Raw genomic sequence first — 20,954 nt, forward strand, 5'->3', positions numbered from 1 at the left:
GTTAGAGGCCCGCGGCGACGGACGCTTCAGAGAAAGGGTGTCAGCTCAGTGCTTCTTTCACCTGGCGGGTAATGTCAGCCACGCTGCCCACGCCTTCGACGCGGTGATACTGCGGCGCCGCCTCGGGTTCTTCGGCCGCCCACTGCTGGTAGTAGTCGACCAGAGGCGCGGTCTGGTCGTGATAGACCGAGAGACGGTTGCGCACGGTGGACTCCTGGTCGTCCTCGCGCTGAATCAGGGACTCGCCGGTGACGTCGTCGCGGCCCGGCTCCTTCGGCGGGTTGTGATCGACGTGGTAGACGCGCCCGGAGGCGGGATGCACGCGCCGACCGGCCAGACGACTGACGATCTCCTCGTCGGGCACGGCGATCTCGAGCACGTGGTCGAGTTTCACGCCGCCCTCCTTCATGGCATCCGCCTGGGGAATGGTGCGCGGGAAGCCATCGAACAGGAAGCCGTTCTCGCAGTCCGGCTGGCTGATGCGCTCCTTGACCAGGTCGATGATGATATCGTCGGAGACCAGCCCGCCGCTGTTCATGATTTCCTTGACCTTGAGGCCGAGCTCGGTGCCATCCTTGATCGCGGTACGCAGCATGTCGCCGGTAGAGATCTGCGGGATCTTGAACCGCTCGCAAATGAATCGGGCCTGGGTTCCCTTGCCCGCGCCGGGGGCACCCAACAGGATCAAACGCATGGCACTGCTCCTAATGTCATAGATTCGTCAAAGTGAATAGAGGGACAATAACCGGGCCACCCAGGCGGCACAACACCCCAAACGCCGCATGGACGCGGTTTTTTTCATCCAGCCCGGCACTCGTTTTCGATCATGTGCGCGAAAACGCAAACGGCGCCCATGAAAATGGGCGCCGTGAGCGATGCGTCGCTGTGCGTCAGAGCAGCAGGCGACGAATATCGGTCAGCACATCGGCCAGAAATGCCGTGAAGCGCGCCGCGTCCGCCCCGTTGATCGCGCGGTGATCATAGGAGAGCGACAGCGGCATCATCAGCCGTGGCTGGAAGGCGGCGCCATCCCAGACCGGCTTCATCTGCGCTTTCGATACCCCGAGGATCGCCACTTCCGGCGCGTTGACGATCGGCGTGAATGCCGTGCCACCGATCGAGCCAAGGCTCGAAATGGTGAAGCAGCCGCCGGTCATCTCGTCGCGCTTGAGCTTCTTGCCCTGCGCCTTCTTGCCGAGTTCCGCCATCTCTTTCGCGATCTCGATCAAGGACTTCTTGTCGGCGTCGCGCAGTACCGGCACCATCAGGCCGTCCGGCGTATCGACCGCGATACCGATATGGACGTACTTCTTCCACACCAGCGTGTCGCCGTCGCCCTTGAGGCTGACGTTGAACTGCGGGAACTTCCTGAGCGCGAAGGCGCAGGCCTTGACCAGAAACGGCAGCGGCGTGAGCTTGGCGCCCTGGGCTTCGGCTTCGGCCTTCATCGACTTTCTGAAGTTCTCGAGCTCGGTGATGTCGGCTTCGTCGAACTGGGTCACGTGGGGCACGTTGAGCCAGCTGCGATGCAGGTTGGTCGCGCCCATCTTGAGCAGGCGACCCATCGGCTTCTCTTCCACTTCACCGAACTGGCTGAAGTCGACTTCCGGCACCGCCGGAATGCCGGCCCCACCGGTTGCCGCGCCGCCCTGGGCCGGTGCGCTGGCCTTTTGCGACAGCGCCTGCTTGACGTAGGCCTGTACGTCCTCTTTCAGGATACGCTCTTTCGGGCCGCTGGGCTTGACCAGCCCCAGGTCGACTCCGAACTCGCGCGCCAGCATGCGCACCGCGGGGCCTGCGTGCACCAGCTTGCCGTCACGCGGCTTGTGCGCGGCCATGGCCGCTTCGGGGCTGGGCGAGCCGGCAGGCGTTTCGCTCTTGCGAGTCTCCTGCTTCTGCTCGGCCTTCGGCGCGTCGCTCTTCTGCGCCTTCGGCGCGGGCTTGTCGGCCTGCTTCTTGGCCTTGGCACTTCCCGCCACTTCGATGTAGGCGATGAGATCGCCTTCGGAGACGGTGTCGCCCTCCTTCACGGTCAGCTCGAGGAGCTTGCCCTTGAAGGGGCTGGGCACGTCCATCGAGGCCTTGTCGGACTCCAGCGTGATCAGCGCGTCTTCTGCCTCGATCTCGTCGCCGACGGTAGCGGCGATCTCGATGATCGGCACGTCCGAGGCACCGGAGAGATCCGGCACGCGGACTTCCTTGCGCTCGGGCTCACCGCTGCCCTGCTCGTCGTCGTCCTGCTCTTCGACGTCGTCTTGCTCTTCGGCGGCGTCGTCCTGGGCGTCGGCCGTCGGCTGCTCGGCCGGGGCGTCGTCGCTTTCATCTTCGCCTTCACCGTCGCCATCGATCTCGATCTGGCCGATCACGTCGCCTTCGGAGACGGTATCGCCCTCCTTGACGGTGAACGCGACGATCTTGCCGCTGTGCGGGCTCGGCACGTCCATGGAGGCCTTGTCGGACTCCAGGGTGATCAGGGCGTCTTCGGCACTGACCTCGTCGCCTTCGCCGACCGCGACTTCGATGATCTCGACGTTCTCGGAGCCGCCCAGATCCGGTACCGTGATATCGACGGTCTTCTTGCCACCCGAGGCCTTCTTGGCGGGCGCCTTGGGCTCCTCGCGCTTCTCCTCACGGGGGGCTTCGTCGGTCTTTTCGGGTTCGGCGTCCTGCTCGGCGGACGCATCGTCGCCCTCCTCGCCTTCCACTTCGAGCTCGACGATGTCGTCGCCCTCGGAGACCTTGTCGCCCTCCTTGACCAGCACCTTGACGACCTTGCCGCCCTTGGGCGAGGGCACGTCCATGCTGGCCTTGTCGGATTCCAGGGTGATCAGGGCGTCTTCCGCTTCGATGACGTCGCCTTCAGACACCGCAATCTCGATGATTTCGACATCGGTATCGCCACCGATATCGGGAACTTTGATGATTTCGCTACTCAAGGTCGCGCTCCTTCCAAATCGGCTCGAGCCGGCGGGCATGCCCGCCGGGCTGCGGTTTAGCTTGTCAGCGGGTTGGGCTTGCTGGCGTCGATGTTGTACTTCTTCAGCGCCTCGCCGACGACCTTGCGATCGATCTCGCCGCGTTCGGCGAGCGAGCGCAGAGCGGCGACCACGACGAAGTGACGATCCACCTCGAAGAAGTAGCGCAGCTTCGCGCGGGTATCCGAGCGGCCGAAGCCGTCGGTGCCCAGCACGGTGTAGTCACCCGGTACCCAGGCACGTACTTGGTCGGCGTAGAGCTTCATGTAGTCCGTCGAGGCGATGATCGGCCCGTCGCGCCCTTCCAGGCACTTCGTGACGTGGGGCTTGGCGGCCTCGGCGTCCGGGTTCAGGAACGCCTCGCGCTCGAGCAGGAGCGCTTCACGGCGCAGCTCGTTGAAGCTGGTCACGCTCCAGATGTCGGCGCCGATGCCCCAGTCGCTGGCCAGAAGCTCGGCGGCCTCTTCCACTTCGCGCAGGATGGTGCCGGAGCCCAAGAGCTGAACGCGGCCCTTGTCACCCTGGGTTTCGCGCAGCAGGTACATGCCCTTGATGATGTCGTCTGCGGGCACGTCGGAAAGCTCCGGATGCTCGTAGTTCTCGTTCATCACGGTCAGGTAGTAGAAGCAGTTCTCCTTGTCGGTGAACATGCGCTTCAGGCCGTCCTGAACGATGACCGCCACTTCGTGACCGTAGGTCGGGTCATAGCTTCGGCAGTTGGGGATGGTGGATGCCTGGATCAGGCTGTGGCCATCCTGGTGCTGCAGGCCTTCGCCGTTGAGCGTGGTGCGCCCGGCGGTGCCGCCGACCATGAAGCCGCGCGCCTGAAGATCACCCGCCGCCCAGGCCAGATCGCCGATTCGCTGGAAGCCGAACATCGAGTAGTAGATGTAGAACGGCAACAGCGTGACGTGGTTGTTGCTGTAGGAGGTCGCGGCCGCCATCCAGGCCGACATCGCGCCCGCCTCGGTGATGCCTTCCTCGAGGACCTGACCCTTCTGGTCCTCGCGGTAGTACATGATCTGGCCCTTGTCGACCGGCTCGTACTTCTGCCCCGCCGCGGAGTAGATACCGAGCTGACGGAACATGCCTTCCATGCCGAAGGTGCGCGCCTCGTCCGGGATGATCGGCACGACGTACTTGCCAAGCTTCTTGTCCTTGACCAGGCCGTTCAGTACACGCACGAAGGACATGGTGGTGGAGACTTCACGACCCTTGGAGCCGCCGAGCTGCGAGGCGAAGGTCTTGTCTTCGAGACTCGGGATCTCGAGGGACTCGAAATCGCTCTGGCGCGCCGGCAGGTAGCCGTTCAGGCGCTCGCGCTGCAGGTGCATGTACTTGAGCTCCGGGGAGTCATCCTCGGGCTTGTAGTAGGGCACGTCCTTCAACTGCTCGTCCGAGAGCGGGATGCCGAAGCGGTCGCGGAATTTCTTCAGCGCCTCATACTCCATGCTCTTGACCTGGTGCGCTTCGTTGGCCGCTTCGCCGTCGCCTGCGCCCATGCCGTAACCCTTGACGGTGTGCGCCAGGATCACGGTGGGCTTGCCGTTCTGGGTGTTCACCGCCTCGTGGTAGGCCGCGTAGACCTTGAACGGGTCGTGGCCACCACGGTTGAGCTTCCAGATATCCTCATCCGAAAGATCCTTGACCATCGCTTCGGTTTCCGGGTACTTGCCGAAGAAATGCTCGCGGGTGTAGGCGCCGCCGTTGGCCTTGTAGTTCTGGTACTCGCCGTCGACCGCCTCGTCCATGCGCTTTTGCAGGATGCCCTTCTTGTCCTGCTCGAACAGGGTATCCCAGTGGCGACCCCAGACGACCTTGATGACGTTCCAATCGGCACCGCGGAACACGCCTTCAAGCTCGTCTATCACGCGGGCGTTGCCGCGTACCGGGCCGTCCAGACGCTGCAGGTTGCAGTTGATGACGAAGATCAGGTTGTCCAGGTTCTCGCGACCGGCCAGCGAAATCGCGCCCAGGGATTCCGGCTCGTCACACTCGCCGTCGCCCATGAAGCACCAGATCTTGCGGTCGTACATGTTCTTGAGCTCGCGATGATGCAGATACTTCATCACGTGCGCCTGGTAGATCGCCTGGATCGGTCCCAGGCCCATGGAGACCGTCGGGAACTGCCAGTAGTCCGGCATCAGCCAGGGGTGCGGGTAGGACGAGAGGCCATCACCGTCCACTTCCTGGCGGAACTTGTCCATCTGCTCCTCGGAGAGACGCCCCTCGAGGTAGGAGCGGGCGTAGATGCCCGGTGCCACGTGGCCTTGGATGTAAACCAGGTCTCCGGCGAAGTCGTCTTTAGCCGCGCGGAAGAAGTGGTTGAAACCTACGTCATAGAGCGTTGCCGAGGACATGAAGCTCGCGATATGACCACCAAGCCCTGGGTTCGCACGGTTGTTGCGGATGACCTGGGCGATGGCGTTGTAGCGGATCAGAGAACGGATGCGCCGCTCCATGAACAGATCGCCCGGCATTGGCGCTTCGCGATGGACCGGAATGGTGTTGCGGTGCGGGGTCGTCACCGAGAAGGGCACCTTCATCCCGTCCCGACGCATGCGATCCGCCAGGCGGGTCATCAGGTAGCGGGCGCGATCTTCGCCCTCACGATCCAGAACCGATTCCAGGGATTCAAGCCACTCCGTGGTTTCGACCGGATCGAGATCTTCTCTTGTCTCCAGACTCATAAAGTCTCTCCGAATGACGATAAATGACAATACGCCCGCTACCCTTTTGGGGCTGGGGCGGCTGCGACGTTGAGCCGCACCAAGGCCGGTATCGAGCCGAGCTTGCGTGTCTGACAGGGTTTTTGTTTACATTCAACGAGCTGATTCGATAAGCCCTTTGACCAAGCACAGGTTCGAGAATGTAGTTGGGCTACACAGCTGCCTTTGGGGTTAGCCTTTTGTATAGAGAAGATACCGCAAAGTGGCTAGTCTGCCAATTCTCACGCAATGGAAATTCTATCCAAAACAGCATATTGCACTGCAACATAGAAGCACTGGAATCCATTTCCACTGTGGTTGCGGCGCCTCGTGTAGTCAAACTACCGTTTGATCTTCAAGCGAAAGAATCACTTCCCGACCGACGTCACCTCAGTCCTTGCCAGGCACTGACGGTAGTAGGCCCAGTCGAAGCATGGCCCCGGGTCCTCCTTGCGCAGCGGCGCCACCTTGGCATGGCTGGTGATGCGCGAAGTATCGAGCAGCGGATAGCGGGCCAGCAGCCAGCGGGTGGCCGCGACCAGCGAGCGGTACTGCTCCGCGGTGAACGGCGTATCGCCGTCGCCCTCTAGCTCGATGCCGATGGAGAAGTCGTTGAGTGCACAGCGCGCATCATTCAGACGCGGATCGAACCAGCGCGAGCGACCGGCGTGCCAGGCGCGCCGGTCGGTATCGACGAACTGCACGCACTCGCCGTCGCGGCGAATCAACAGGTGCGCCGAGACCCTGAGCGCCGCGATACGCTCGAAGTAAGGGTGCGCGCCGGGGTCGAGAGTATTGGTGAACAGCGCCTCGATCGCAGTACCCGAGAACACGCCCGGCGGCAGGCTGATGGCGTGCAGCACCAGAAGCGACACTTCGCCGTGGGCGCGGGCATCGGCATTGGGCGAGGTGACCTGGCGGGCCAGGGGCCAGTATCCGCCGCTGTTGGAATCGATCATTCGCGTCTTCTCTAGGTTCAAGGCTCGATTTCACTATAATGCGGCTCATACCCTGTGCCGAGACGATACCGCCATGGATTACCAGAACGCTCTAACCGACGAGATCCGCGCAAGCGTCACCCGCCTGCTCGCCGAAGACATCGGCGCGGGAGACATCACCGCCGGCTTGATTCCCCCCAACCAGTGGGCCACTGCTCGGGTGAGCGCCCGCCAGGACGCGGTGCTGTGCGGGGTGGCCTGGGTCGAGGAGATCTTTCGCCAGCTCGACGCTCGCGTGACCCTGCGCTGGGAAGCCGCCGATGGCGACGCCATCACTCCGGAGCACCACTTCCTCGAACTCGAGGGGCCGGCGCGCAGCCTTCTGACCGGCGAGCGGGTGGCGCTCAACTTGCTCCAGACCCTGAGCGCGACGGCAACGACCACCCGCGCCTTCGTGCAGTTGCTCGAAGGCACCCAGGCGCGGCTGCTCGACACCCGCAAGACCCTGCCGGGGCTGCGTCTGGCGCAGAAGTACGCGGTGGTCTGCGGCGGCGGCTACAACCACCGGCTGGGCCTGTGGGACGCGTTTTTGATCAAGGAGAACCACATCGCTGCCTGCGGGGGAATCCAGGCCGCCGTGGCCATGGCGCGCAAGCTCTCGCCGGGCATTCCGGTCGAGGTGGAAGTGGAAACCTTCGAGGAGCTGGACCAGGCGCTGGCCGCCGGCGCCGACGTGGTCATGCTCGACAACTTCGATGTCGAGGATCTGCACGTGGCGGTGGAGATCAACGGCGGCCGGGCGACGCTCGAAGCCTCGGGCAACGTCGATGCGACCACCCTTCGGACCATCGCCGACACCGGGGTGGACACCATCTCCAGCGGCACGCTGACCAAGGACGTCGCCTCGATCGATCTTTCCATGCGCATCACCCAGACCTTCACTGTCTAGCGCAGCACTCAGGTCTCGACGGCGCTGAGCGCCTTGCTCATCCGGTAGCGCTTGAGGCACTGCCCGCCGCGCTCGACCCACTGCTCGCCGTGGTTCTCGAAACCGCGCCGCTCGAGTCGCTCGAACAGCACCAGGCTCGCCTCGATCTCGACACGATCGATGCCCTGCTCGAGCAGCAGCCTTTCGGCGTGGATCAACAGGGTGCTGCCGATACCTCGCCCGGCGAGCGACGGCCAGACGTAGAGCGTGACGATGCGCGCGCCGGCCGGGTCGAGCTCCAGAAAGCCCACGCAGCGCCCGTCGCACACTGCCACGAGCGTGGTATAGAGCGCCTGACGCGCGGCCCAGGCGCTGGCTTCTCGGGGCAGCGCCGCCGCCCAGGCCTCGCGCTCGTCACGCGAATAGTGGCTGGCGCCTCCCTGCATCACCGCGTGATAGAACACCTCGGCCTGATCTGCGGCGTCGCGCGCCAGTGCCGCGCGGTACGTCACTCGTGCCGCCGGCGGCCGCTCGCGGGCGTTGTCTCGATGGTTCATGTCGTCCCTCTATCGTGTGGCGGCCGCATCGGATTCACGCGCGGCCCGGGGTATACTCCCCACGCCCCGGACAGCCCAGGCCGCCCGGGAATCTTTTCGGCTCATTCTGACTGCAAGGCCGCGCCATGTCCTCACCAAGCGATCAACGTTTCACGCTGCAGCCGATCGGCCACGTGACAAGCGACTACCCGGACAAGTTCGGCGTTCCCCGCCAGCCGGGGCTGGCCGACGCCGCCCACGCCACGCTGGTGCTGGCCCCGCCCTTCGACGATCCCCACACCGTACGCGGGCTGGAAGCGTTCAGCCACCTGTGGCTGCACTTCGTGTTTCATCAAAGCCCCGAGCGTTGGACGCCGCTGGTGCGCCCACCACGCCTTGGCGGCAATCGCAAGGTGGGCGTGTTCGCCAGCCGCAGCACTCACCGTCCCAATCGCCTGGGGCTCTCGCTGGTGGGCCTGGCCGGCATCGACTGCACTCGCGGCGTGCGCCTGCACCTGACCGGGTGCGACCTGGTCAGCGGCACGCCGGTCGTGGACATCAAGCCCTACCTGCCCTGGGCCGAGGCGCGCCCCGAGGCGCGGGCGGGTTTCGCCCCCGAGGCGCCGGCACTAAAGCGGGTGGCGTTCACCCCCGCCGTCGTCGAGGCGCTGATGCAACGCGACGACGCCGCCTCACTCACCACGCTCATCGAACAGGTGCTTGGTCAGGACCCTCGCCCGGCCTACCACCAAAGCGACGCGCGGGTTTACGGTGTGCATCTGCGCGACGTGAACGTGCGCTTTCGCTCGCTCGAAAACGACGCCACCACCCTGGAGGTGGTGGCAATCGAAGCGCGGGGCGAATGAGACTCAGGCGGGGAAGGTGATGCCGAGCCGACGACCCACTTCCTCGTAGGCCTCGATGACGCCCCCCAACCCTTGGCGGAAGCGGTCCTTGTCCATCTTCTCGCGGGTGTTGGCGTCCCACAGACGGCAACCGTCCGGCGAGAACTCGTCACCCAGCACGACCTCGCCCTCGAAGATACCGAACTCGAGCTTGTAGTCCACCAGCAGCATGTCGCCCTGAGCGAAGAGCTGCTTGAGCACGTGGTTGACCTTGAAGGTCAGCGTCTTCATGGTAGCGAGCTGCTCGGGGGTCGCCCAGCCGAAGGTCTCGGCGAGCGACTCGTTGATCATCGGGTCGCCCTTCTCGTCGTTCTTCAGGAAAAGCTCGAAGGTGGGCGGGGTGAGCTCGGTGCCCTCCTCGACGCCCAGGCGCTTGACCAGGCCCCCGGCGGCGACGTTGCGCACCACGCACTCCACTGGAATCATCTTCATCTTCTTGACCAGGCTCTCGTTGGGCGAGAGCTGCTTCTCGAAGTGGGTGGGAATCCCCGCCTCCTGCAAGCGCTCCATGATGAAGGCGTTGAAGATGTTGTTGACCATGCCCTTGCGAGCCAGCGACTCCATCTTCTTGCCGTCGAAGGCGCTGGTATCGTCGCGAAAGGTCAAAACCAGCAGGTTCGGATCGTCGGTGGTGTAGACCGATTTGGCCTTGCCAGCGTAGAGTTCTTGGCGCTTTTCCATGGGGGCTCCGAAAGATAGTGAAACGTTAGCGCAAATAGCCGGAAACGCGTTCGAGCAGCTCGCGCTGGTCGTTGGCAGTGAGCTCGCGGTCGCTTGCATTGATCGCGCGCAGCACGCTCTGATCGCCCCGCGGCTCGAGCACCAGGCGTATCTGCTGGCTCATGCGACGCACGTCACGGCTGAACACCACCTGAATCGGATTGCGGCCCTCTTCCGAGGCGGTCATGTAGTTCACCAGGAAGGCATACTCTCCGGGCGACTTCTCGATCAGCTCGCGACGGTTCTCGACGGTGAAGTCGAGGGTCAGGTAGTGGTCGAGTTCGGCCCAGACACGCTCGGCGGACTGCGGGATGACGACCTGCCACTCGCCGTCCTGCTGGCGAATCTGCAAGGAGCGCTCGCCGGAGAGGCGCTGGGCATTCCAGGAGGAGGCGCTGGCAGTGGCGCTGCGCGCGCCCAGGTACTCTTCGAGCGCGTCCAGGCAGTTGGTCACGGTCCGACCGCCCTGCTCGCAGCGCACTTCGCTGCTGCCGGCGCGCAGCGCGCTTTGCAGGGAAAGTGTTGCCTGAGTGGTTTCGATCACGCCGCGATTGGCGTCGCTTTGCACGATGCCAAGCCCCCGGCTCTGAGCGAAGGCTTCGAGCTGCGGCCACACCGCGCCGGTATCGGCGGCCACCACCAACCAGGCGTCGCTGCCGACCTGGCGGCGTTCGACGAACTCGGGCTCAAGGCCGCTGCCGATCGACATCGACGGCGGCGGGACAACCTCGGCGGCGCGCTCGACCCGGCTGCCCTGAAGCGATGCCTGAGGAACGGGCATGGCGTCCTGATAGCGCTGCACATTGCGAGTTTCGGGAAGCACCAGCGGTGGCGCGGGCGCGACCTCGGTGTAGTCCAGGTTGCGATCGTCGTAAAACCCGTCGCGGGCGCAGCCACTCAGCGCGATCCCCGCGGCCAGCGCCAGCGGAACCCATTTCAGCGCAGGTTGTTCAAGCACAGAGCTCATCAAGCCACCTTAAGTCAACAGTTCAGTCGCCCGGCACAGGCCGGGCACTCGGGGACAATCGCCACTACTGCTCGACGACGCCGGCCAACTGCAGCGCTTCACTGACAGTGGCGTGGTATTTTTCCGAAAGCCAGGTCAGCGGCAGGCGGATGCCCGCCTCCATGTAGCCCATCCGGTTGAGCGACCACTTCACAGGGATCGGGTTGGATTCTATCCCCAGGTTGGTATGCAGCGGCATCAGGCGGGTATTGATCTGGTGGGCCTTCTCGGTATCACCGGAAATCGCCGCCGCGCACAGGTCGTGCATCGCCCGGGGCACCACGTTGGCGGTGACCGAGATATCGCCGTGGCCACCCATCAGCATGAAGTCGCAAGCGGTCGCGTCGTCGCCGGAGTAGAGCATGAAGTCGCTGCCCTTCAAGCGTGCAATTAGATCCTCGGCGCGCTCAAGGTTCCCGGTGGCGTCCTTCAGGCCGATGATGTTGTCCACTTCGGCCAGGCGCACCACGGTCTCGTTGTAGAGATCCGAGCAGGTGCGACCCGGTACGTTGTACATGATCACCGGCAGTTTGCTGCCTTCGGCCACGGCCTTGAAGTGCTGATAGAGGCCTTCCTGGGTGGGCTTGTTGTAGTAGGGACACACCGACAGGCAGTAGTCCGCCCCCACTTCGCTGGCGTAGCGGGCAAGCTCTACCGCTTCGGAAGTCGCGTTGGCGCCGGTGCCGGCGATGACCGGAATGCGCCCGCCCACCTCCTCGACCACCGCGCGAATGACGTCGAAATGCTCGGCAAACGACATGGTAGTCGGCTCGCCGGTGGTACCTGCGGCGACGATGCCGTCGGTGCCATTGTCCAGATGGAAGTTCACCAGGCGGCGAAGCGCCTCCCAGTCGATGTCGCCATTGACCTTCATCGGCGTCGCCAGGGCGACTATGCTGCCTGTGATCATCCGTTAATTCCTCACCTGATAGCGGTGGCACCCGGTAGATGCGGCACCCAATTGCAAAAGCGGCGCGCGGCGCCGGTCGACTCACCCTCTCGCCAACCGGCGCGCTCAAGGGCCAAATGGTACTCAGCGGATTCGAGCGTGTACAGCGTAAAGCGCGCCGAGTTTACTCGCGGGCCCGCCTGTCGGCCCGCCAGGGCTTTGACACGGCGCGCCGGGTTGCGTGTAATCGAGTGCTCACCTCACGATACTTACTTAACGACACTCACTTCACGACACTCACCTCACGACAAGGAGCATGTTCATGGCCGTGGAATCAGGCAAGCCCGTCCCCGACTTCAGCGCCCCCGCCACCGGCGACACCACCGTCACGCTGTCAGCACTCAAGGGCCAACAGGTGGTGATCTACTTCTACCCCAAGGCGAGCACGCCAGGCTGTACCACCGAAGGCGGCGACTTCCGTGATCGCATGGCAGCGTTCGAGGCCGCCAACACGGTGGTGATCGGCGTCTCGCGCGATGGCCTGCGCGCCCAGGAGAACTTCAAGGCCAAGCAGGACTTCAATTTCGCATTGATTTCCGACAAGGACGAAACCGTGTGCCGGCTGTTCGACGTCATCAAGCTCAAGAAGATGTACGGCAAGGAACACCTGGGGATCGAGCGCAGCACTTTCCTGATCGACAAGGCGGGCAAGCTTGCCCACGAATGGCGCGGCGTCAAGGTCGCCGGCCACGCGCAGGAGGTACTGGAGAAAGCGCAGGCGCTCGATGCTGCGAGCGCCTCGGCCGACTAACGCAGCGGCGGGGTATCGTCGGTGACGATCACGCGCTCGCCCTCCTGGGGCGAGCGCGTCGCTATACCGCGAGGCCACGCGTAGGCCAGCGCCTTCAGAAGGGTGGCCAGCGGAATGGCGAAGAAGACCCCCCAGAGCCCCCAGATGCCGCCGAAGAACAGCACCGCCACGATGATCGAAACCGGGTGGATGTTGTTGGTTTCGGAGAACAGGATCGGCGAGAGCACGTTGCCATCCAGCGCCTGGAGAATGGCATAGGCTATCAGCACGTAGGCGAACTGCTCGCTGATGCCGAAGTGAAAGCCCGCGACCGCAGCGACCGGGAGCGTGGCCACTGCGGCGCCGATGAACGGCACCAGCACCGAGAAGCCCACCAGCACCGAGAGCAGCGCGGTGTAGGGTAGCCCGAACAGGGTGAAGACGATAAACGTCACCGTGCCGACGATGATGATCTCGATCGACTTGCCGCGGATGTAGTTGGCGATCTGGTCATCCATCTCGCGCCAGATACGCGTCATCAGCGTGCGCTTTTGCGGCAGCAGCGACAGGACGAAACCGACGAGTTCCTCGCGATCCTTGAGCATGAACAGCACCAGGATCGGCACCAGCACCAGGTAGATGATGATCGACATCACGTTACCCAGTGATGCCAGCGACAGCGTCAGCGCCCGCTGGCCGAGCTGGCTGATCTCTCGGCTGGCCACGCTGATCCAGTTCTGCATCTGGTCCGGGGTGATCAGATTGGGATAGCGCGCCTGTAGCTCGTCCAGCAACGCCTGGCCACTGGCGAACATGCGCGGTGATTCCTGCACCAGCCCGACCAGTTGATGCCAGATCAACGGCATCAGGATGAACGCCAGCGTCAACAGCGCCCCGACGAAGGCCAGGAAGACGATGATCACCGCCAGCAGATGCGGCACTCCGCGCCGGGTGAAGACATTGACCACGCCTTGGAGCAGAAAGGCCAGCACCAGCGCAGTGAAGAACGGCGCGAGCATGCGCCCGAACCAGATGATGGCGGCGAAACCCGCCACCAGGATCACCAGAAGGATCAGCGCTTCCTCGTCGGAGAAGTAGCGTTCCACCCAGCTTTTCAGAATGCTGCGCACGGTCATGGGCGAAGGCTCTCTGCTTTGCGTATCCAGAAATGAAAGCCGTCCGCGCGCTGTTCGCGATGGACGAGCGTGTGAGCACTGTGCTCGGCAAAGGTGGCGATGTCCCGCCACGACCCCTGGTCGCTCGCTGCCACCTCCAGAAGCTGGCCACTCTCGAGCGTGGCCAGTGCCTGCTTGGTCTTCAGAAGTGGCAACGGACAGGCGAGTCCACGGGCGTCGAGCGCTGCATCCGGCACGGGCATCCCGCACTCGCGCCCTTTCTGATCAGACATGACGGCTCCCTTAAAATGCCTGCCTAAAGCTGGCATTGTGGCATAAACTCGGTTATCACTGATGATCGATCGCTGTTGATTTAACGGCACTTACCGGCACGAATCAATGTCACACTGCCGGTCGCCGGCTTTTCCCGGCCGTCTTGACGACAACCATGAGGACGCCATGCCGCACGTTCGCTTCCTGCCACGCTGGGCGCTGGCCTTCACCCTGCTGCTGGCAAGCGTCGCCCCGCCCGTCCAGAGCCAGGGGTTCGACAACAGTCGGTTGCCGAGCCTGGGCGGCGCGGCGCCCTCGGTGAGCAACGAGGAGTACCGCCTGGGCCGCGCCTGGCTTCGGCAGTTTCGCGCCCAGGCGCCGCAGTGGCAGGACGCCATCGTCAACGACTACCTGGACGGCCTGGTGGCAAGGCTTGCGCCCTACAGCCAGTTGGGCGGCATCAGCACCACCACGGTGATGGTCGATCACCGCGCGCTCAATGCCTTCGCGGTACCCGGTGGCGTGGTCGGCATCAACTCGGGGCTCTTTGCCTTCGCCGACGATGAAGGCGCCTTCGTGTCGGTGCTGGCGCACGAGCTCGGCCACCTCTCTCAGCGCCATTACGCACGCGGCAGCGACCGCGCGGGCCAGACCCAGCTGCCCGCCATGGCGGGCATGCTTGCCGGCATGCTGATTGCGGCCAGCGGCGGCGGCGAGGCGGGCATCGCCGCCGCCATGGGCTCCCAGGCCGCGCTGATCCAGGACCAGCTCTCCTACTCACGGCGCTTTGAACAGGAAGCCGACCGGGTAGGGCTGCAGGCCATGGCAGATGCCGGCTACGATCCCCAGGCGATGGTGCGCATGTTCTCCGCCATGCAGCGCATGGCGCGCTTGCAGGGTGGCGCGCCGCCGGAGTTTCTGCTCACCCACCCCGTCTCGGACAGCCGCCTGAGCGACGCCCAGGGTCGCGCCGCCCAGCTCGCCGTGGCGGACAGTTACCAAAGCGACACGCTCTACGACCTGATGCGCGCCCGGGCGCTTTTGAGCATTTACCACAACGACCCGGGCCAGGCGCGCTCGCGGCTCGCCCAGGGCGGCGCCGACGAGGCCGCCCAGCGCTACCTGGATGCCCTGATCGCGGCGCGCAGCGGCCAGGTGGACACGGCGCTGCAGGTGCTCGACCAGTTGGCTGTCGAGAATCCGGACTACGCGGTGCTCCCCGTCTCCGCCGCCGAAGTGGCGCTGCAGGCCAACCGGATCGACGACGCCATCGACCGCGCCCGGCGCTGGCTGCGCTTCATGCCGGGCTACCTGCCCGCCCAGCTGATTCTCGCCGAGGCACAGCTGCAGCGCGACCCGCAGGCGGCGTTTGACGCACTGCGCCGCGTGACCGACCGCTACCCGGAGAACCCGCAGGGTTTCAACCTGCTGGCGACCGCCGCCGGCCGCAGCGGCCACGACGGCTGGGGGCATCTGGCCCAGGCGGAGTACCTGCAGTTGACCGGGCGGGTCGATCGCGGCATCCAGCAGCTCGCCATCGCCAAGAGCGCCGCTCAGCAGGAGAACGACTCCTCGCTCGTCGCGCTGATCGACCAGCGCCGCGAGGCCTTCGTGGACTATCGCGAAGCGCTCTCTTCGTTCAACTAGCCACCTAACGGGCGTTGAAGGCGAGCATCCGTTCCAGCGGTGCCAGGGCCTTGTGGCGCACCGCCCACGCCAAAGCGCCCCGGCAGAGACTGCCGGGGCGCTGGGATTGGTGGGTCGTGTAGGATTCGAACCTACGACCAATTGATTAAAAGTCAACTGCTCTACCAACTGAGCTAACGACCCGAATTGCCTGAGGCAATTGGCGTTCGATTTCGTGGGGCCAACGCGCGCCATGAGCGGTGTCGGTGGTGGGTCGTGTAGGATTCGAACCTACGACCAATTGATTAAAAGTCAACTGCTCTACCAACTGAGCTAACGACCCCCTCGAACGGATGCATATAGTACGGATGGACGATGGCTTTAGCAACCTTTTTTTGTCTTTTCCGTATCATAGGTGCTCAGCGCTCGCGCAGCGCCTCCCGGGCCAGGCTGATGGGCTTGACCAGATAGTCGAAGACGGTCTTGCTGCCGGTGCGAATGTCCACCGTGGCCACCATGCCCGGCACGATCGGATAACGCGTGCCATTTTCGCTGATCAGCGCGTCGCGGTCGGTCAGGATGATCACCCGATAGTAGAAGACATCCGGCTGGGTCTCGTCCTGCAAGGTGTCTGGCGAGATCAATACCACCTCGCCGTCGAGTCCACCGAAAGTGGCGTAATCGTAGGCAGTGATCTTGACCTTGGCGGGCTGCCCCGGATAGATGAAGGCGATGTCACGAGGGGAGATGCGCGCCTCGATGCGCAGCTGGTCGTCGAGCGGAACGATCGCCATCAGCCGCCCGTTGGGCGGTATCACCCCACCGGTGGTGGTGACCTCGATGTCCTTAACGATACCGCGTACCGGTGAGCGCAGTGTGAGCCGCGTAAGGGTGTCCGAACGCCCGCGGATGACCGACGACAGCGCTTCGACCTCCGCTTTCGCCTCGGACAGCTCCTCGCGGGCGAGAATCAGGTACTCGGAGCGAATGTCCGCGGCCTGAAGCTGAAGCTCCGTGGCCTGGCGCTGCAACCGCAGCACCTCGACGTTGCTGGCCGCGCCGATCTCCATCAGCGAGCGAGTGATGCCGAGCTCCTCGCGTACCAGGGCGAGCGATTCGTTGACGCCGGCCAACGACTGCTCGAGTCCTCGGCGGCGGGTCTGGTACAAGAGCCGCTCCAGCTCGACGAGCTCCGGATAGTCGTCGAGCTCGGCAGGAAAGACCAGCTCGGCATCGTTGACCTCGGCCTCGAGCCGAGCGACCCGGGCCAGCGCAGCGCGGCGGCGAACGGCGCTCTCCTCGACGTTCGACTGGCTCTGGGTCGGGTCGAGCTGGGCAAGTATCTGCCCCGGCTCGACGATATCGCCTTCGCGTACGCGCAGATCCGCCAGGATCCCGCCTTCGAGCGACTGAACGACCTGCTCGCGCGAGGTGGGAATGACGCGCCCGCTACCCGTCGAGACCTCGACCAGCTCGGCGAAATAGGCCCAGAGGCCGAGCCCCAGCAGGATGGCGAAGCAAAGCCATACCACGCGCCCGGAGCGTATCACCCGGGCCTCGTCCGCGTCCGGCTCGAAGCGCTTTTCATCCTCGTCGAGATCGAGCACCCGCGTATCGCGGTCAGGCTCATCGGTATTGCGCGCAGGGAGCGCCGGCAGCGCTCCCTCTTCGCGACGACGCGCGCTCATGCTCGCTCGCTCCGTCGGGGACGCTGCGACAGCCTCGCCATGACCGCTTCCTTGGCATCGTCCATCGCGATGCGCCCCTGATCGACCACGACGATACGCTCGACCAGCGCCAGCACGCTGAGGCGATGCGTGGCGACGACGAGCGTCCGTTCGGCCAGCCAGCCCTTCAGGCGCTCGATGACCCACTTTTCGCTCGCCTCGTCGAGCGAGGCCGTCGGCTCATCGAGCAGCACGACGCGCGGGTCACGCAGCAACAGCCGCGCCAGCAGCAGCGCCTGCTTCTGCCCGCCGGAGAGCCCCACCCCGCCCTCCAGCACGACATGATCGAGTCCGCGGGTGAGCTTGCGCACCAGCGTATGGGCACCGCTCGTCTTCAGCGCGTCGAGCAGCGCCTGGTCCGTCGCGCCGGGAGCACCGAGCACCAGGTTGTCGCGCAGCGTGCCGTGGAACAGTCGCGAGGTCTGGCTGAGCAGCGCCACGTCACGGCGCACGTCCGCCGGGTCGATATGCGCCAGGCACACGCCGTCGAGCAGCACCTCGCCGGCGGCGGGCTCGAGCTGCCCGGAAAGCGCCTGCAACAGCGTGGACTTGCCCGCGCCGTTGCGCCCCAGCAGCGCGACGCGCTCGCCGGGCTCAAGCTCCAGCCGGGCCACATCGAGCGCCGGCGTCTTCTCCTCGCCGCCGTAGGAGAAGCTCGCGCGATCGAAGACATAGTGACCGTCGAGCGCGGCGCGCTGCAGGCGCGTGGTGCCCGGGGCGTCGTCCACCGGCTGCCTCATGATGCCATCGAGACTTTGCGTCGCCACCTTCGCCTGCTGCCACTTGCTGAGTACCTGGGTCAGCTGGGTCATGGGCGCCATCATGCGCGAGGCGAGAATCGAGGCGGCGACCAGCGAGCCGGTGGTCAAGTCACCCTCCATGACGGCGAAGGCACCAAAGAACACCACGGTCGCGAACACGCCGGACTGCACCGTCTGGCTCCAGGCGCCCAGCGAGTTGGTCACGTAGCGAAGACGCAGATTCATGTCCGCGATGACCGCGTTGTAGTGGTTCCACTGATCCTGGAACCGCGCCTCGGCCTGCAGCGTCTTGATGTCCTCGATCCCCTGAACGCTCTCCACCAGCATGGCGCTTCTGAGCGACGACTCGCGCATCGAGTCGTTGGCCAGACGACGCAGCCGGCGCTGGACCAGAAGCCCCGGCACCACCATCAGCAGCAGCGCGCCGATGGGCACCAGTACCAGTTCGCCGGCGATGGTCCAGAACACCACGCAGAACAGGATGAAGAACGGCATGTCCGCGAAGGCGGTCACGGTGGTCGAGGTGAACAGCTCGCGCACGTACTCGAGCTCGCGAATCTGGGCGATGAAGGTGCCCGTCGACTTGGGCCGTGCGGTGTTCTTGATGCGCAGCGCGTGGCCGAAGACCCGGTCCGAGGCACGCAGGTCCGCACGCTTGCCCAGCAGGTCGGTGATGCGCACCCGCGTGCGGCGCATGAGGAAATCGAACACCAGCGCCAGCAGCACGCCGCCGAAGAGCACGTACAGGGTAGGCACCGACTCTGCCGGGATGACCCGGTCGTACACCTGGCGCGAAAAGATCACCCCGGCCAGCGCCAGCGTATTGGCGACCAGCGAGGCCAGCATGACGTGGCCGTAGGGCTTCCAGTCGCGCAGCACGATCTTGCGCAGCCAGTGCTTCTCGAAGGGCTTGATGTACTCGTCGACCCGCGCATCCGGCGCGGCCTTGGCCGGACGCAGCACGACGGCCACGGCGACGCTCTCGAGAAGCGTCTTCTGGTCGATCCGGCTGACAAGTCCCTGGTCGCCGCTGTAGACGATGGCCAGCGCCCCCTCGGCGTCGAGGCTCTGGAGCACCGCGACCTGGCCATCGTGAAATTGCACCACCATCGGCAGCCGCCAGGGAGTCAGACGGCGCGCCTCGAGCCGCTCGGTCCTGAAGGTCAGCCCCAGTTGGCGGGCAAGCCCGCGCAGCACGTCACTGGTAGGCCGATCACGACGCCAGGCGGCAGCGATCCTGGCATGCTCGTCGGAGTAATCGAGCCGATAGTGCTTGGCGATGGCGACCAACGCCTCGACCCAGCCGTCGAAGGCCGCGGCGTGGCCTGGATCGATGTCGGCATTGTCGGGCGTTTCCAGCCTGGCCTGGGCAGGGCGTGAATGGTGGGTCACGGCATCCCCCTGCTCGCCGTCTCGGCGAGGTTGAAGGCATCCCGAATGTCCGCCGCGCTGTACAGACACTCGATCTGCAGGCGATAGAGATCGAAGCGCGTGTTCTCCTGGTCGAAGCGGGACTGATGGATCTCCTGCTCGGCGTTGAGAAGATCGAGCAGCGAGCGCGTGCCGAGCGACAGGTATTGCTGGCGGTAGAGCTCCTGCGTGGCCTCGATGCTACGCACGCGAGCGTCCAGCGTTTGCAGGCGCTGACCGAAACTGACGGTTTGCTGCTTGGCCTGGCGCAGATTTCGCGACAGCGACAGATAGGCACTGTCACGCGCGGCCCGGCTAGCTTCCAGGCCGTAGTCGGCAGCGCGGCGCTGAGCGCTGGTCGCCCCGCCCTGGTAGAGGTTGCTGGTCAGGTTGAGCTGGACGGTGAATTCGGAATCATCCTCCACCAGGTCGCTATTGAGGAACTGGTTGAAGCCGGCATCAACGGAGGCCGTGGGGTAGAAGGCCGCCTGAGCCTGCTCGATGCGCGCGCGCGCTTCGGCCTGCTGGGCGGTCGCCACCAAAAGCTCCGGCGCGTCGTCGAAATTTTCTGCGGCGTTGGCACAGGCTTGCCCCAGCGGCGCGGGAAAAGCGCGCTCGACGCTGACCGCCCCCCCGGCGCCGACCAGCGAGCCGAGCGTATCCTGCCAGGTACGAAGCTCCGCCTCGAGCTGCTGACGGGTGGCGGCAGCGGCTTCGAGCCGTGACTGCGCCTGGATCTCGTCGGAGCGGGTGCTGGCGCCGAGCGCCGAGCGCCGCTCGGCCAGTTCGCGCAACTCGCTGATGCCTTCGATCTGCGCCTGAGCGATCTCTATCAGGGTCAAGAAGCGCTGGACCTCGATCACCGCCTGCGCGGTATCACGCGCGAGCTGATCCACCGCCAGCCAGACGCGAGCCTGGTCGCGGTCGACACCGTACCGCGCGGCCTCGACCTGACTCGAGACGTTGCCGAAATCGTAGAGCATCTGTGATGCATTGACCGTGAAGGCATCTTCGGAGCGCCCGGTGGCGCTGCGGTGTTCGATGGAAAATCCTGCTCCCACCTGCGGGTAGTAGCCCGCCTTGGCGACATTGACCTGCTCGCTTTGCTGGTAAAGGCGCCCCCGCGCCTCGACAAGGGAAGGGTGCCAGGCATGGGCGCGACGCACCGCCTCTTCCATGCTCAGCGTTTCGTCTACCCTGGCCTCGAACATCTCGAACGTGCGAGCACCCGAAGTGCTGGAGAAACCCTCCCCCCTCGCTGGCGCACCGCCCGTCTGAGCCAATGTTGCTATATTTCCCGTCAAGACATAACTTGCGAAGCCCACCAGCCAGGTCATCTTTTTCATTCATTCTCCAGATGAGCGCTTATATATTTTAGTTATCTATCGACATTACCAATCTCGTTGGCTTTAAATTCACTCCGGGACGACTTCGACCATAACGTCAACGCCACTATTGTTTTTTTGCCGTTATGTGGGCCGCATCTCATTTACAACGTAGCTTATTTATAGAACATCACGTGTTTTTTATAATCTCGTTCATTGGTCACATCACTCATTGTTGGATAAACGATTCTCTTGAACAGTCAATACGCCAACGGCATGTTGGCTAATAGAGGGTGGATTGATTATTTTTGCCAAGAAAAGC

Annotated in this window: 17 protein-coding genes and 2 tRNA genes; 4 read left to right on the top strand and 15 right to left on the bottom strand. The window is 64.4% G+C overall.

All coding sequences use genetic code 11. From position 1 onward, the window contains the following. Positions 1–40: 40 nt before the first annotated feature. The 4 genes from adk to ampD form a co-directional block, all read right to left on the bottom strand. Entirely contained in the window at positions 41–694 is a 654-nt protein-coding gene (gene adk / locus GEV37_RS02760) for an adenylate kinase (protein WP_227388640.1), read from the bottom strand. Between the two features lie 196 nt (positions 695–890). Next, positions 891–2,936 (bottom strand): pyruvate dehydrogenase complex dihydrolipoyllysine-residue acetyltransferase, encoded by a 2,046-nt coding sequence (gene aceF / locus GEV37_RS02765; protein ID WP_227388641.1) that lies wholly within the window; start codon positions 2,934–2,936, stop codon positions 891–893. Between the two features lie 56 nt (positions 2,937–2,992). After that, on the bottom strand, positions 2,993–5,665 hold the full coding sequence (aceE, locus tag GEV37_RS02770) for a pyruvate dehydrogenase (acetyl-transferring), homodimeric type (RefSeq protein ID WP_227388642.1): 2,673 nt from the start codon (positions 5,663–5,665) through the stop codon (positions 2,993–2,995). A gap of 386 nt (positions 5,666–6,051) precedes the next feature. Continuing rightward, a complete protein-coding gene (gene ampD, locus GEV37_RS02775; RefSeq protein ID WP_227388643.1) occupies positions 6,052–6,642 on the bottom strand; it encodes a 1,6-anhydro-N-acetylmuramyl-L-alanine amidase AmpD in 591 nt (196 codons plus the stop codon). Between the two features lie 73 nt (positions 6,643–6,715). Here ampD and nadC point away from each other — a divergent pair, with 73 nt between their 5' ends. Beyond that, the gene (nadC, locus tag GEV37_RS02780) at positions 6,716–7,570 is read left to right on the top strand and encodes a carboxylating nicotinate-nucleotide diphosphorylase (protein ID WP_227388644.1); all 855 of its coding nucleotides are present in this window, start codon (positions 6,716–6,718) and stop codon (positions 7,568–7,570) included. 8 nt (positions 7,571–7,578) lie between these two features. Here nadC and GEV37_RS02785 read toward each other — a convergent pair whose 3' ends face one another. Continuing rightward, positions 7,579–8,106, bottom strand: a complete 528-nt coding sequence (locus GEV37_RS02785; protein ID WP_227388645.1) for a GNAT family N-acetyltransferase — start codon at positions 8,104–8,106, stop codon at positions 7,579–7,581. Between the two features lie 125 nt (positions 8,107–8,231). Here GEV37_RS02785 and tsaA point away from each other — a divergent pair, with 125 nt between their 5' ends. Beyond that, a complete protein-coding gene (gene tsaA / locus GEV37_RS02790) occupies positions 8,232–8,951 on the top strand; it encodes a tRNA (N6-threonylcarbamoyladenosine(37)-N6)-methyltransferase TrmO (protein WP_227388646.1) in 720 nt (239 codons plus the stop codon). Between the two features lie 3 nt (positions 8,952–8,954). Here tsaA and purC read toward each other — a convergent pair whose 3' ends face one another. From purC to dapA, 3 genes are all read right to left on the bottom strand, one after another. Further along, on the bottom strand, positions 8,955–9,671 hold the full coding sequence (gene purC / locus GEV37_RS02795; protein WP_227388647.1) for a phosphoribosylaminoimidazolesuccinocarboxamide synthase: 717 nt from the start codon (positions 9,669–9,671) through the stop codon (positions 8,955–8,957). Positions 9,672–9,696: 25 nt separating this feature from the next. Beyond that, a complete protein-coding gene (locus tag GEV37_RS02800) occupies positions 9,697–10,677 on the bottom strand; it encodes a lipoprotein, NlpB (RefSeq protein ID WP_227388648.1) in 981 nt (326 codons plus the stop codon). 64 nt (positions 10,678–10,741) lie between these two features. Further along, the gene (gene dapA / locus GEV37_RS02805; RefSeq protein ID WP_227388649.1) at positions 10,742–11,626 is read right to left on the bottom strand and encodes a 4-hydroxy-tetrahydrodipicolinate synthase; all 885 of its coding nucleotides are present in this window, start codon (positions 11,624–11,626) and stop codon (positions 10,742–10,744) included. A 301-nt stretch (positions 11,627–11,927) separates the two neighbouring features. Between dapA and GEV37_RS02810 the strand changes: the two genes are divergently transcribed. Then, positions 11,928–12,416, top strand: coding sequence for a peroxiredoxin (locus GEV37_RS02810; protein WP_227388650.1), 489 nt, complete (start codon positions 11,928–11,930; stop codon positions 12,414–12,416). Here the strand turns inward: GEV37_RS02810 and GEV37_RS02815 are convergent. Further along, positions 12,413–13,531: an AI-2E family transporter gene (locus GEV37_RS02815; protein WP_227388651.1), complete on the bottom strand. Its 1,119-nt coding sequence runs from the start codon at positions 13,529–13,531 to the stop codon at positions 12,413–12,415. The genes GEV37_RS02810 and GEV37_RS02815 overlap by 4 nt on opposite strands. Next, positions 13,528–13,803 carry a sulfurtransferase TusA family protein gene (locus GEV37_RS02820; RefSeq protein ID WP_227388652.1) on the bottom strand — a complete coding sequence of 92 codons (276 nt, stop codon included), beginning with the start codon at positions 13,801–13,803 and terminating at the stop codon, positions 13,528–13,530. Before GEV37_RS02820 ends, GEV37_RS02815 begins: the two co-directional genes overlap by 4 nt. A gap of 166 nt (positions 13,804–13,969) precedes the next feature. Here GEV37_RS02820 and GEV37_RS02825 point away from each other — a divergent pair, with 166 nt between their 5' ends. Further along, positions 13,970–15,430 carry a M48 family metalloprotease gene (locus GEV37_RS02825; RefSeq protein ID WP_227388653.1) on the top strand — a complete coding sequence of 487 codons (1,461 nt, stop codon included), beginning with the start codon at positions 13,970–13,972 and terminating at the stop codon, positions 15,428–15,430. 107 nt (positions 15,431–15,537) lie between these two features. Here GEV37_RS02825 and GEV37_RS02830 read toward each other — a convergent pair. The 5 genes from GEV37_RS02830 to GEV37_RS02850 all read right to left on the bottom strand — a co-directional run bounded on the left by GEV37_RS02830 (position 15,538) and on the right by GEV37_RS02850 (position 20,518). After that, positions 15,538–15,613: transfer RNA gene (locus GEV37_RS02830), tRNA-Lys, on the bottom strand. Between the two features lie 63 nt (positions 15,614–15,676). Next, a tRNA-Lys gene (locus GEV37_RS02835) sits at positions 15,677–15,752 on the bottom strand. 76 nt (positions 15,753–15,828) lie between these two features. Further along, positions 15,829–17,097: an HlyD family type I secretion periplasmic adaptor subunit gene (locus GEV37_RS02840; RefSeq protein ID WP_227388654.1), complete on the bottom strand. Its 1,269-nt coding sequence runs from the start codon at positions 17,095–17,097 to the stop codon at positions 15,829–15,831. Further along, complete coding sequence (locus tag GEV37_RS02845; RefSeq protein ID WP_227388655.1) at positions 17,094–19,289, bottom strand: type I secretion system permease/ATPase; 2,196 nt, start codon at positions 19,287–19,289, stop codon at positions 17,094–17,096. The genes GEV37_RS02840 and GEV37_RS02845 overlap by 4 nt, the downstream gene beginning before the upstream one ends. Next, a complete protein-coding gene (locus GEV37_RS02850) occupies positions 19,286–20,518 on the bottom strand; it encodes a TolC family outer membrane protein (RefSeq protein ID WP_227388656.1) in 1,233 nt (410 codons plus the stop codon). Before GEV37_RS02850 ends, GEV37_RS02845 begins: the two co-directional genes overlap by 4 nt. Positions 20,519–20,954: the final 436 nt, after the last annotated feature.

This window comes from Vreelandella malpeensis, assembly GCF_020622355.1.
Lineage (GTDB): Bacteria > Pseudomonadota > Gammaproteobacteria > Pseudomonadales > Halomonadaceae > Vreelandella > Vreelandella malpeensis.